This window comes from Alphaproteobacteria bacterium (assembly GCA_004295055.1).
Lineage (GTDB): Bacteria > Pseudomonadota > Alphaproteobacteria > SHNJ01 > SHNJ01 > SHNJ01.
The window spans coordinates 14,867-27,219 of the sequence record SHNJ01000028.1 but is presented as its reverse complement, the minus strand read 5'-3'; the positions used below and the strand labels follow the sequence as shown (position 1 = coordinate 27,219).

The 12,353-nt window shown below is 49.1% G+C and carries 12 protein-coding genes; 6 read left to right on the top strand and 6 right to left on the bottom strand.

Going from position 1 to position 12,353, the window contains the following annotated elements:
- A partial coding sequence (locus EYC62_06755) for a polyprenyl synthetase family protein (GenBank protein TAH33583.1) occupies positions 1-474 on the top strand: 474 nt, incomplete at its 5' end.
- Positions 475-477: 3 nt separating this feature from the next.
- Complete coding sequence (locus tag EYC62_06750) at positions 478-1,233, top strand: TlyA family RNA methyltransferase (GenBank protein ID TAH33582.1); 756 nt, start codon at positions 478-480, stop codon at positions 1,231-1,233.
- A 149-nt stretch (positions 1,234-1,382) separates the two neighbouring features.
- Here EYC62_06750 and sppA read toward each other — a convergent pair whose 3' ends face one another.
- On the bottom strand, positions 1,383-3,137 hold the full coding sequence (sppA, locus tag EYC62_06745; protein ID TAH33581.1) for a signal peptide peptidase SppA: 1,755 nt from the start codon (positions 3,135-3,137) through the stop codon (positions 1,383-1,385).
- Complete coding sequence (fabI, locus tag EYC62_06740; GenBank protein TAH33580.1) at positions 3,134-3,973, bottom strand: enoyl-[acyl-carrier-protein] reductase FabI; 840 nt, start codon at positions 3,971-3,973, stop codon at positions 3,134-3,136. The genes sppA and fabI overlap by 4 nt, the downstream gene beginning before the upstream one ends.
- A 157-nt stretch (positions 3,974-4,130) precedes the next feature.
- On the opposite strand from fabI, the gene EYC62_06735 reads away from it, so the two are divergent.
- Positions 4,131-6,179 carry a PAS domain S-box protein gene (locus tag EYC62_06735; GenBank protein TAH33579.1) on the top strand — a complete coding sequence of 683 codons (2,049 nt, stop codon included), beginning with the start codon at positions 4,131-4,133 and terminating at the stop codon, positions 6,177-6,179.
- Position 6,180: 1 nt separating this feature from the next.
- Here the strand turns inward: EYC62_06735 and EYC62_06730 are convergent, their stop codons facing one another.
- Positions 6,181-7,170, bottom strand: a complete 990-nt coding sequence (locus tag EYC62_06730; protein TAH33578.1) for a hypothetical protein — start codon at positions 7,168-7,170, stop codon at positions 6,181-6,183.
- A 68-nt stretch (positions 7,171-7,238) separates the two neighbouring features.
- A complete protein-coding gene (locus tag EYC62_06725) occupies positions 7,239-7,715 on the bottom strand; it encodes a glycine zipper 2TM domain-containing protein (protein TAH33577.1) in 477 nt (158 codons plus the stop codon).
- Between the two features lie 134 nt (positions 7,716-7,849).
- Between EYC62_06725 and pdxH the strand changes: the two genes are divergently transcribed.
- Positions 7,850-8,443, top strand: coding sequence for a pyridoxamine 5'-phosphate oxidase (gene pdxH / locus EYC62_06720; protein ID TAH33576.1), 594 nt, complete (start codon positions 7,850-7,852; stop codon positions 8,441-8,443).
- Positions 8,444-8,486: 43 nt separating this feature from the next.
- Entirely contained in the window at positions 8,487-9,356 is an 870-nt protein-coding gene (locus tag EYC62_06715) for a cation diffusion facilitator family transporter (GenBank protein ID TAH33584.1), read from the top strand.
- Here EYC62_06715 and EYC62_06710 read toward each other — a convergent pair whose 3' ends face one another.
- Positions 9,357-10,790, bottom strand: coding sequence for a deoxyribodipyrimidine photo-lyase (locus tag EYC62_06710; GenBank protein ID TAH33575.1), 1,434 nt, complete (start codon positions 10,788-10,790; stop codon positions 9,357-9,359).
- 73 nt (positions 10,791-10,863) lie between these two features.
- On the opposite strand from EYC62_06710, the gene EYC62_06705 reads away from it, so the two are divergent.
- Positions 10,864-11,610 (top strand): hypothetical protein, encoded by a 747-nt coding sequence (locus EYC62_06705; protein ID TAH33574.1) that lies wholly within the window; start codon positions 10,864-10,866, stop codon positions 11,608-11,610.
- Positions 11,611-11,792: 182 nt separating this feature from the next.
- On the opposite strand, the gene EYC62_06700 is transcribed toward EYC62_06705, so the two are convergent.
- Positions 11,793-12,350, bottom strand: coding sequence for a pilus assembly protein (locus EYC62_06700; protein TAH33573.1), 558 nt, complete (start codon positions 12,348-12,350; stop codon positions 11,793-11,795).
- Positions 12,351-12,353: the final 3 nt, after the last annotated feature.

The window sequence follows — 12,353 nt, the reverse complement described above, 5'->3', positions numbered from 1 at the left end:
TCAAATCTTGTAACCCGTCGGGCGCAAGCGGCCGGCCCACGCGGCATGGTTGGCGGCCAAATGCTGGATATCTTATCGTCCGGCGCTGATCTCGATATGGCGGCGATTGTGCGGATGCAGCGTTTAAAAACCGGCGAGTTATTTTCGTTTGCTTGCGAAGCAGGCGCGATTCTGGCCAAGGTTCCCGGCAAGGCGCGGCAATCGCTGTCGTCCTATGCGCATGATTTGGGGCTTGCATTTCAAATTACCGACGACGTTATGGACGCAGCAGGCAGCACCGCGGAAACCGGGAAATCGGTTCGCAAGGATGCGGAAAATAACAAGCCAAATTTTGTCACTCTGCTTGGGGTAGACCGGGCCAAGGCGCAGGCCGAAATGCTGGCCGCGCAAGCCATGCGCCATCTTGATATGTTCGATGAACGCGCGGATTTATTGCGTTCCCTGGCGCGGTATGCCATCGACCGCAAAATGTAATCCGTGACGGATTTTCACAAAAAACGGCTGGATGTGATTTTGACCGAACGCGGGTTCGCGCCTTCGCGCAGCAAGGCACAGGCGCTTATTGCCGGCGGCAAAGTATTTTTGGGCGATCAGGCTTTAACCAAACCATCGGAACTGATAGGCCCCGATGCTGCGTTGGAATTGCGCGGCGTGGATGAATCCTTTGCTTCGCGCGGCGGATTGAAATTGGATGCCGCGATTAAGCATTTTAAAATCGATTGTAAGGATAAAATTTGTATCGATGTCGGCGCATCGACCGGCGGGTTTACCGATGTGTTGCTGCATCATGGCGCCGCGCATGTTTTGGCCATTGATGTGGGCGAAGGACAATTGATTGAACGGCTGCGAAACGACGATCGCGTAACGATGCTGGAGAAAACCAATATCCGGCATATCACGCCCGATCAATTGCCATCGAGTTTCGAGGAATTTCAAATTATCGTGTGCGATGTCAGTTTTATTAGTGTCATCAAGGCCTTACCAGCCTTGTTGCAAGTGGCACCCAAAGATTGTGTGTTGATCGCGCTGATCAAGCCGCAATTCGAAGTAGGCGCTGGCAAGGTTGGCAAAGGCGGTATTGTCAAAGACCCGGCTGAGCATGCGCGGGTTTGCGGGGAAATTGAGCAATGGCTTCGAAACGATATGGGCTGGCAAGTCAGCGGAATTATCGATAGCCCCATCGAAGGCCAGGACGGCAATAAAGAGTTTTTAATCTGCGCGAAAAGAATTTAAATTCTTAGATCAAGTATAAGCTGTCATCCCCATGAAGATGGGGATCCAGCGTAAAAGCCGTTCACGGCGATAAATAAAGTTTTGTTTCTTGTGCAAATGTTTAGATTGTCTAGATTCCTGCCTCCGCGGGAATGACAACATTAAAAAACTTATCTTAAAATCCAATCCATGCGCGATTGAATACGGCCTTGTTGTTCGGAGGGGTTAAAAATCGCGGAAATAGGCGCTAGCACGTTCATTTGCGCTTCGACCGCGCTGGAATAGCTGTTGAATTTTTCCATCAGTTCTTCATAGGCCGATTTTGGCTTTGGATAAACGGTAAAGGCGATTTCTTGGTTGTCTTTCAATTTCAATGATTCGCGCAAATCGGCTTCGAGTTGTTCCCATCCGCCGGTGCTGTCGATCAATCCCAGATCGAGCGCTTGCTCGCCAGTCCACACGCGGCCACGGGCGGCATCGCGCATTTTGTCGAACGGCATGTTGCGCGCATTGGCGGCTTTTTGCACGAAATCATGATAGGAACGGTCCAAAAATTCATCCAGTTTCTTTTCCGCTTCCGGCGAGAAATCCCGCGCCGGCGACCATAAATCGGCATTATTGCCGGCTTGCACCTTGTCAAAATGAATGCCCAATTTTTCCGCCGCTTCAGCCAGCGATATTTTACCGGCAATAACGCCAATCGATCCTGTTAATGTGCCCGGCATGGCGTAAATTTTATCCGCGGCCATGGCGATGTAATATCCGCCCGATGCCGCCACGTTATCCATAACCGCATAAACCGGTTTACCGGTGGCCTTCAGATTTTGTACCGAATTCCAAATGGTATCGGATGCCAGATAAGAACCGCCTGGGCTGTTAATGGCCAGCACGACAGCCTTAATATTTTTGTCTGTCGATAAATCAAATAAGGTACGAACAATGTCGCTCGAATAAACGCCGCCATCCGGGCGCCATTGATCTTTTGGATCTTTATCTCCGCGCATGATTTCGCCATCGGCATAAATTACAGCGACGATGGGGTCCTGCGCTTGTGGTTCCAGAAATGCGGCATAATCCCCGATATGCACGAATTCTGTTTTTTGGCCATATTCCGATTTTAAATGCGCGCGGATATCGGTGATATATCCAACTTTATCCAATAAATGTTGTTCCAAGGCCTGTTTGGCCGGCATGGGCGATTGATCGATCAAAGTTGCCAGATGGTCTGGCCCGATATCGCGATTTTCGGCAATATCATTCACGCGTTGCGAATGGATGCTGTCCGCCATGGATTGCATGGCTTGTTTTTCCGCTTCACCAAATTCGGTATTGGTGGCAAAAGAAAAAGCGTTTTTATATTCTTCCCGCGCCTTTACAATCGGCTTGATCCCGATTTTATCCAGGAATCCGCGCAAGAACGGAATTTCTATGGAAATGCCGAACAAGCCCCAATCGCCGGACGGCTGCATCCAAACCTGATCGAATGCGCTGGCAAGGTAGTAGGCGTTGTCGCCGCTGGCTTCGAATCCGAATGTATCGGCAAAGGCGTATGTTTTTTTGCCCGAATCGCGGAAAAAGGTAATCGCGTTGCGCAATTCCTGGGTTTTGGCGATGCCAATATTCACATTGTCGACGCGCATGACAATCGCTTGAACGCCAGGATCGCTGGCGGCGGCGCGAATGGTCTCTATTGCCTGGCGTAAAGATATATCGGATTTGCCGAACAGGCGCGCCAAAGGATCATGATTTTCATTGCCGGAAAGTCCTTCGCCGACATCGAAACTTAGAATCATTCGGTCGGGCAGGTGGGCATAATCGGCCTCATACCCCCAATAGGCGGCCAATATTCCAAGCGTAACCAGCAAAGCGGTTATGAATCCCACCACGGCAAAAAGCCACAGCAGAATTTTTTTTACGGTCTTCATGCGGCGCTGGATTCGTTGGTTTCTTTATTTACGGTGATGTCCGGCGCGTCGACCGCTTTCATACCGATGACGTTATAGCCACAGTCGACATAATGAATTTCGCCGGTAACCCCGGTCGATAGATCCGACAATAAGTATAATCCCGATTTGCCGACATCTTCGAGCGATACGTTGCGGCGCAATGGCGAGTTATATTCGTTCCATTTCAATATATAACGGAAATCGCCGATACCGGCCGCGGCCAGCGTGCGAATCGGCCCAGCAGATAAGGCATTAACGCGAACATTTTGCGGTCCGAGATCCATGGCCAGGTATTTGACGCTGGCTTCCAATGCTGCTTTGGCCACGCCCATGACGTTATAATGCGGCATCACGCGTTGCGATCCGCCGTAGGTAAGAGTCAACAAACTGCCGCCATTTGGCATTAACGGCACGGCGCGCTGCGCAACGGCCGTGAAAGAAAAACAAGAAATGTCCATGGTCATGTTGAAATTCTTGCGGCTGGTCGACAGATACTTGCCTTTTAATTCGTCTTTGTCGGAAAAGCCGATCGCGTGCAAAACGAAATCGATTGTACCCCATTCTTTTTTCAAGGTGGCGAATACGGCGTCCATGCTGGCTTCGTCTGATACATCGCAGGGCAGCATGATTTTGCTGCCGATCGATTGGGCCAACGGTTCCACCCGTTTTTTCAAGGCGTCTCCCTGATAGGTAAAAGCCAGTTCCGCGCCTTGCGCATGCAATTGCTGGCTGATGCCCCACGCAATGGATTTGTCGTTGGCAACGCCCATGATCAGGCCGCGCTTGCCGCGCATTAGGGAATTATTAGCACTCATGGCTCACACCTCTGTATTTGTCGAAAATATGTATGAAAAACAACGTGTTATACATACACGAAATAGCTGAAAATTCAAACACCTTAATCATTTATACAACATTGTTTGTTAAGGTAATAAAGTCTTTATTTTCAAATGGTTCAAGGACGTTTCTGTCGTGCAATCAAACCTGCCGCAATTATTTGGCGATCTGGCCGCCGGTGAAAACCGGTTGCTGAAAAGACTTTCGCTGGTCTTTGCGGGGCTGATTTGCCTGGCATTGTTTCTGTTGGTGTATTTCAGTTCGGAAGGAATCCGCACTCTGGATCATGTCGACAACAAGAACGATGTGAAAATCGTCGGTTCGTTGTTGCGCGACCGGCAAAATATCATGGCCAGCTTATTGCGCGATTATGCGGAATGGAACGATGCTTACCGCGCGCTGTACGAAAAAGAAGATTTAAAATTCGCCGATGAAAATATTTCTTATAACGTTACCAATAACTATTCGATCAACGGCGCGACGGTAGTGCGGTTCGATAAAAGCATTTTTGTGCAATACGAAGCCGGAAAGCGGGTCAAGAATCCACACCTGGAGCCTTTTGTGGAACGGTTAGTGGATTTATTGCTGGAAGATTTTCGTAATCGTCACGGTAAACCGCTAGACCGCAGCCGCATTTCTTTTGCCGAAGAAAATGGTCAATTATTGATGGTCAGCGCCAATTTCATCGCCGGTCTGGATGATGAAAAAGGCGTTCCCGATCCATTGCCAAAAAACCCGTCAATGCTTGTATTTGTGCGGAAGTTGGATAAAGCCGCATTGCAGGAATGGGCGCAAGTTTACAATATTTCGGATATGAATTATCAGCCGCATTCAGTTGCCTTTAATCCGGTTAAATTGCACGAAGCCAAGAAATTCTATTTACAATTGAAAGATATTGATGGCAACGAATTGGGCATTATCACTTGGCAACCGAATCTAAGCAGTTCCTTGATTTTAAAAGAATTTATTCCGAACTTGGTCGTGGTGCTGGTTATTCTGCTGGGCTTTGGCAGCGCATTTTTCGTTTATATTCGCCGCGCTTTCGCGCATCAATACGAATGGACCAAAAAAATCAATTCCAGCCGCGAATTCCTGCAATTGATATTCGACACCGATCCAACCCATATCCAGGTGCGCAACAAAGAAGGTAAAATATTTTTCTGCAATCAGGCTGCGGCATCGCGGTATGGCCGTTCTCCGGCGCAAGTTTTGTATCATTCCATCCTGGAGCTGGATAAAAATACGGATCGCGCATATATGATTTATGAAGACGATTTAAAGGTCATCGTAGGTCAGCGCGAAATGGCGCAAGAAGAAATTTGGATAGCTACGGATGGCAGCGAAAAGATTTATTATACATTGCGCAAGCCAATTGTGGGTATTGGCGGCGAAACGATGGTATTGGCGGTGTCCAGCGATATAACCGAGCAGAAGAAAATGATGCTGGAATTGGAAAAGGCCAAATCCAAGGCGGAAGACGCATCCAAAGCCAAAACCGATTTCCTTGCAACCATCAGCCATGAAATCCGTACGCCGATGAACGGCATTCTTGGGTTTTCGCAATTATTGTCGGATACCAAGTTGACGGACGAACAGGACGATTACATCAAGGTTATTCAAAATTCTTCGAAATCGCTGCTGAACATTATCAACGACATTCTGGATATGTCGAAAATAGAATCCGGCAGGCTGCGTTTGGAAAGTATTTTGTTGAATCCGAATGCCATTATCGATTCCGTGATTGGCCTTACCATGCCGATGGCCAAGGAAAAGAATCTGACCATCGTCAAGGAAGTCATCGGGTCGGTTCCGGATTATGTTCTTGGCGATCCCACGCGGTTAAGCCAGATTTTGCTGAACATTGTCAGTAATGCGATAAAATTCACGGAAAAAGGCGGGATCACCATTCGGGTGCAGAATATGGGCCATGAAAAGAAATTCACCAAAATCAAATTTGAAATTATCGATACCGGCATCGGCATTGAGCCCAAAATTCTTGGGAAGTTGTTTGAAAAATTTACCCAGGCGGATTCTTCCATTTCGCGTAAATACGGCGGCACCGGGCTTGGCCTGGCTATTGCCAGGGAATTGACCGAACTGATGGGCGGCCAAATCGGCGTGCAAAGCGCGCCGGGCAAAGGCGCACATTTCTGGTTCACGGTGAGTTTGAATAATGCATCGTAAGTTAGGCTTTGCGCACGGTATAAGGATTATCCTGGGCCCAGTCTTCGATCATTTCTTTTAAATCTTTATCGATCTTATCGGGCAGAACCACTTTCAATCGCACATATTGGTCGCCGCGGATTTTGGTTTTGGGGTCGACGATGCCTTTATTTTTCAAACGCAGGCTGGTATCGGTATTCGATCCTTTGGGAATTTGCAACGATACTTTGCCGTCAATCGTTGGCACATTAATGGTTGCACCAAGCGCGGCTTCGTACACCGTGACCGGCAGATCCATAAAAATATTAATGCCTTTGGCTTCGAAAATTGGGTCGGGATCGACTTGAACATTGATATACGCGTCGCCGGCCGCGCCGTTGCCAGTGCCGGGTTTTCCTTGCCCCTTTAGGCGTAATGTCTGGCCGTCTTGAGTTCCGGCAGGAATGGTGACATCGATGGTTTTATTGTCTTCGCTTAGATTGATGCGGCGTTTGGTTCCGGTTGCGGCCTCTAAAAACGTAATGCGCAATGTATACTGCACATCCGCTCCCGCAGCCCCAGCAGAAGATCGGTTGCGCGCGCGATTTAATTCTTCTTCAAAACCGCCGCGTCCGCTACTTGTGCTGCCAGCGCCAGCTTTGCGTTTGCCCATATTGAAAAGATCGGAAAAAATATCTTCGGGATCAAAGTCGCGGAATGGATCGAATCCACCGCTGGCGCCAGCACCGGCGCCCGCACCGCGCCGAAATCCGCCGCCAAATCCGCCACCGCGATGAAATGGACCGCGATCATTGCCTTGCGCGTCGATCTCGCCATTATCGAATTTTTTGCGCTTGGCCGGATCGCCGATAATATCGTTGGCCAGCGTCAGTTCCTTGAATTTCTTTTCGACTTCTTTGTTATTCGGATTTAAATCCGGATGATATTTTTTTGCCAGTTTGCGATAGGCTTTTTTGATATCGTCGTCGCTGGCATTTTTGGGAACGCCCAGAATGGTATATGGATCGCGCATAGGATAATTTTATCCTGGAATAGAAAAGGGGGCAAGATCTGCCCCCTTTATTTGTCTTATTTCTTTTTTTAGTTCGTTATTTTCCAGGTGCCATCCGGCTGGCGGCACGCGGTGCCGAACGCTTGCTGGCTTTGGCCTTGAACATAAACGGTTTGCTGATATTCGCGGCAATATTGGCCACTCGATGCCTGATAGGTCGATGTTGGCGTTACAGTGCCGGAATTGCCGCTGTCCGGATTGCGCCATGTTGCGCTTTGGCCGGATGGATAGGTTTCAAATGCGGTTTGCGCCGATTGGTTGGCGTACATCATATCCGCCCGATCCAACGATGCGCCAATTTCGTTGCCGGCATAAGCGCCGAGCAATGTACCGATCGCGATACCGGCAATATTGCCTTTGCCCTTGCCGACATTGGATCCCAATACCGCGCCGCCGGTTGCGCCTAAAATTGTACCCAGCGTTTGCTTGTTGCCTTGGTTGGTGGTGCAGGCCGATAATAAGGCCATGGCAACGACTAAAATGGTGAAGTGACGTAAATGACGCATGAAGCTCTCCTAAACTTGGTGGACTGAATTATAGACAGATTATCCAGAAACAATATGGCAAAAAAAGGTATAGAAAGTAACCCCCAGAACCGGTAAAGTCAGTTTTCCCAATTACCCTGTATTGTCAAAGCCATATGAGCAATCTTTTTAACCAATCCAACCCGTTTGCCCTGTTTAAAATCTGGTATGATCAGGCCGAAAAGCAAGAGCCTTCCGACCCTATGGCAATGTCCCTGGCAACGGTTAACGCCGCAGGCCAGCCATCGGTGCGGATTGTATTGATGCGTCAGTATGATGCCGAAGGATTCAGTTTTTATACGAATTATTTATCCCGCAAGGCGGCGGATTTATCCGCCAATGCAAAAGCCGCCATCAATTTCTACTGGAAATCCACCAACCGCCAGGTGCGCGCCGAAGGTGAAATCGTAAAATTGTCCGCATCGGAATCGGATGATTATTTTGCATCCCGCCATTCCGAAAGCCAATTGGGGGCGTGGGCCAGCCAGCAATCGCAAAATTTGGAATCGCCGCAATTGCTGCGCGACCGGCTGGAAGAATACCGCCGCGATTTTGCCGGAAAACCTATTGTGCGTCCGCCGCATTGGGGCGGATATAAACTGGTGGTAAATCAAATCGAATTTTGGCAGGGCCAAGAACACAGATTGCACGACCGCGAATTATTCATTCGCACCGACAATGGCTGGAAAAGCCGCATCTTGTACCCGTAATATGGAAACGAATATTATCTCTAAATCCCAACAAGCGAAATTGATGCGGCTGGCGTCTTTGTACGCGATTGCCACCGCAGTCTGCCTGGTGCTTTTAAAATTGATTGTATGGCGCGCAACCGGATCATTAAGCATGCTGTCGACCTTGATCGATTCGGTTTTGGATGTGGGCATGTCGGCGGTGACTTTTTTTGCAATCCGCGCCGCTTTAATACCGGCGGATAAGGAACACCGGTTTGGCCACGGCAAGGCCGAAGCCCTGGCGGCGCTGGCACAGGCTTTATTCATTGCGGTTTCTTGCGTGTTGCTGGTGGGTGAATCGGTGCATCGGTTTTTGAATCCTCATCCTGTGGCGGGGGAAATGCTGGTAATATTGTCGATGCTTGCATCCATGATGCTTACATTTTCGTTGGTCAAATTCCAAAGTTACGTCGTGCAGAAAACCGGATCGGTTGCGGTTGCCGCAGACCGGATTCATTATGAGACCGACACGGTAATCAATTTTTCGGTTCTAATCACCATGAGCGTGATCTGGGCAACCGGGTATGATCAATTGGATGCCGTTGTGGCGGGTTTTGTGGCCTTATACCTCGTTTGGTGCAGCCGCAACATCTTGCAAGAAGCATTTGATGTGTTATTGGACCGGGAATTGCCGGATGAGGTGCGGGAAAAGATCGAGAAAATTATCGAATCCGATCCCGATATTCGCGGCTGGCATGATTTACGCACGCGTATTGCGGGACCAAATTATTTTATCCAATTTCATTTGGAATTGGACAGCCACTTAAATCTGATCGAAGCGCATAATATCACCGACCGCATTGAAAACGCGATTATAGCTGCGTTTCCGCAAGCGCAAGTATCGATTCACCAGGAACCGGCCGGCATCGACGACGCGCGCGATAATTTCTAATTATTCTTTCAATTCCGCAAGGGCAGCCAGCGCGGCTTTGCGCGCTTTGTCGTGATCGACCATGGGATGCGGATAGGTTTTGCCTAAAACGACGCCGGATTCCGCCAATAACAGCGGCGGTGCAGCCCAGGGTTTATGGATATATTCGTTAGGCAATTTCGATAATTCCGGCACATATTGGCGGACATAATTTCCGTCCGCGTCGAATTTTTCGCCCTGTAAAACAGGATTGAAAATCCGGAAATAGGGCGCCGCATCCGCGCCGCAACCGGCAACCCATTGCCAGCTGGCGGCATTATTGGCCGCATCGGCATCGACCAACGTGTCCCAAAACCACGTTTCCCCATGTTCCCAATTGATCAATAAATGCTTGATCAGAAACGATGCGGCAATCATGCGCACGCGATTATGCATCCAGCCGGTCTGCCATAATTCGCGCATGCCAGCGTCCACAATCGGATATCCAGTTTGCCCCAATTGCCAGTCGCGCAATAATTTACCGTTATCTTTCCATGGAAATTTTTCAAATTGCGCGCGCAGCGGTTTGGTCGGCATATCCGGCCAATGCGTTAGCAAGTGGTAGGAAAATTCGCGCCAGCAAACTTCTTTTAAAAAAACTTCGGCATCGCCGGAAAAATGATTCTGGCCGTTGGCATGACAATGCGCCATGGTTCGGTGCCAGATTTGCCGTGGGCTGATTTCACCCCAGTGCAAATGCGGCGACAATCGGGATGTGCCGGTTTTACCAGGATAGTTACGGTTTTCTTTATACCCATTCAAATTATTTTTTAAAAAATGGTCCAGCGAATCGATGGCGCTTTCTTCCCCGGGATTCCAGGTTTTGGCGATGATTTTGGCCCAATCCGGTTTGGTGGGCAGCAATTTCCAATCTTTCAACTCATCGGACGATAAATCAATATCCGGCGGGGCAGATAATTTTTTCGGCGCCATTGCCGGTTTTGCGGGATCGCCTTGTGCCGCCAGCGACCGCCAGAATGGCGTATATACTTGGTATGGTTTGCCTTGATTGTTGCGGTGGGTCAGCGGGTCGTGCAGTAAATTTCCATTTAACAGCTTTAATTCCTGTCCGTTTTTATTCAAAAGCTGCGCAATGATGGTTTCTTCCTTGCGGTGCGATTTTTCATATCGTCTATTGGCGGTAACCGCGGCGGCTTTGGTGCGCGCCGCGATACTGGGAATAATTTCCGCCGCATTGCCGCGCTTTAAAATAAACGACACATTGATTTTCCGCAAATCCTCGGCAAGCTTCGATAAGCTGAAATGCAGCCACCAGCGGCTGGCGCCGCCAAGCCGCCGGTGATGACCGGATTCATCTAAAACGAAAATGGCAATGGCTTGTCCGCCTTTGCAGGCGTCCAAAAGCGCGGGATTGTCCGATAAGCGCAGGTCTTTGCGGAACCAGTGGATGTGCATGATTTGTGTTATACACTATTGCGCGCGGGGGTGGGAATGGCTAGAATTATCATTCCATTAGACGGAGGTTGTTATGCGCAGGATTTTCCATATCGTTTTAGTGCTTAGCCTGTTTGTGGCCACATCGGCCCTGGCTGCGGATACTAAGCCAATCGCTGAAAAAGCGCCCGCTGTTAAAACAACTGCACATAAAGCGGAAAAATCAACCAAATCTGCGACGGCGACAAAAGCTGAAACGGTCAAAAAACCGGAAGAAGTTGCTAAGGACGCCGATAAAGCCGATAAAAATGTTCCGTCCGCCCCTCAACAAGCGGTTGAAGCAGCCAAAGAAAAACCAAAGACGGCAAAATCAACGGCTTCCGCCGGTGCCAATGGCGATTTGATCACCGTTATTTCGGGTCGCAATGATCTGAAAACTATGTCCAATTTATTGCAAGCATCGGGTCTTGCGGATGAATTGAAAACCGGCGGTCCATTTACCATCCTGGCGCCGACCGATTCCGCTTTTGCCAAATTGCCGCAAGACAAATTGTTGGAATGGCTGAAGCCGAAAAACAAGGCAGAGTTACGCAATGTGGTCGGCCATCATTTGGTTCCGGGAAAATTGGCTTTGTCGGATTATGCCGGCAAACAAATCACTCAAAATACGGTTCAAGGCGGAACGGTGGACATTGGCAGCCGAGAAGGTGGCGATATTTTCATCAATAAGGCCAAAATCACTGCCAGTGAAATTCCAGCGGCCAATGGCATCATTTTGGTTATCGATGGCGTGTTAGAGCCGAATTCCAGCGCCATTGTCGAATCCCCAAGCGTCATGTAAGGTTTTGTGATGCAGGAAAAACAAGACCCAAATCGAAAAATAGTGTTCTGGGCTTTTGCGGTGCTAACGGTCGTTGTACTGTTTATGTTTGTTTATTCTTTGCTGCATCTGAACAGGCACTGGTTATGCGCCGACCCGAATTTTAATTCCATGGGCCTTTGTCTTTACGATTTCCCGCTACATTAGTTTAAAGTAACGCCTGTGCTTAGGCGGGGGCGGAATAAAGCGCGCTGGTATAAAGTATCTTCGGTAAAGCTGCTATCGACGAACATCGGATGATAGCGGTAAAGAATCTCCGCAACAATCACGCTTTCATTGTCGGCTAAGGTGAATCCGGATGGCAATGTGGCATTGCCGCCCTGAACTCCAATACGAGACGCGCCGCCGAAACCGCCGGATCCGCTGCGTTGCCAGGTAACCCGCGCGACCGCGCCAACCGGTTTGGTAACGGAACTAATGTAAACAATCCCGTTGCTTCCCATAGGATAGGGAGACATAATCGTAGTTGTCGCAAAAAAGATATCGTTCAGTTCCGAAGTGCTGATAGCGGTTGCGCGCGATACAAGATCCGACAAAGTCACCGAGGCGCGTTCCATTTTTTGGTTAATCGTCACATAGCGAGCCGTTTCAACGCCGCCAACCACAATCACCAAAAGAAAAGGCATGATCATGGCTGCTTCGATCATCATCGCCCCTTTATTTAGGATAATGGATTTGCGCCAGGATAGAAATTTAAACATGGT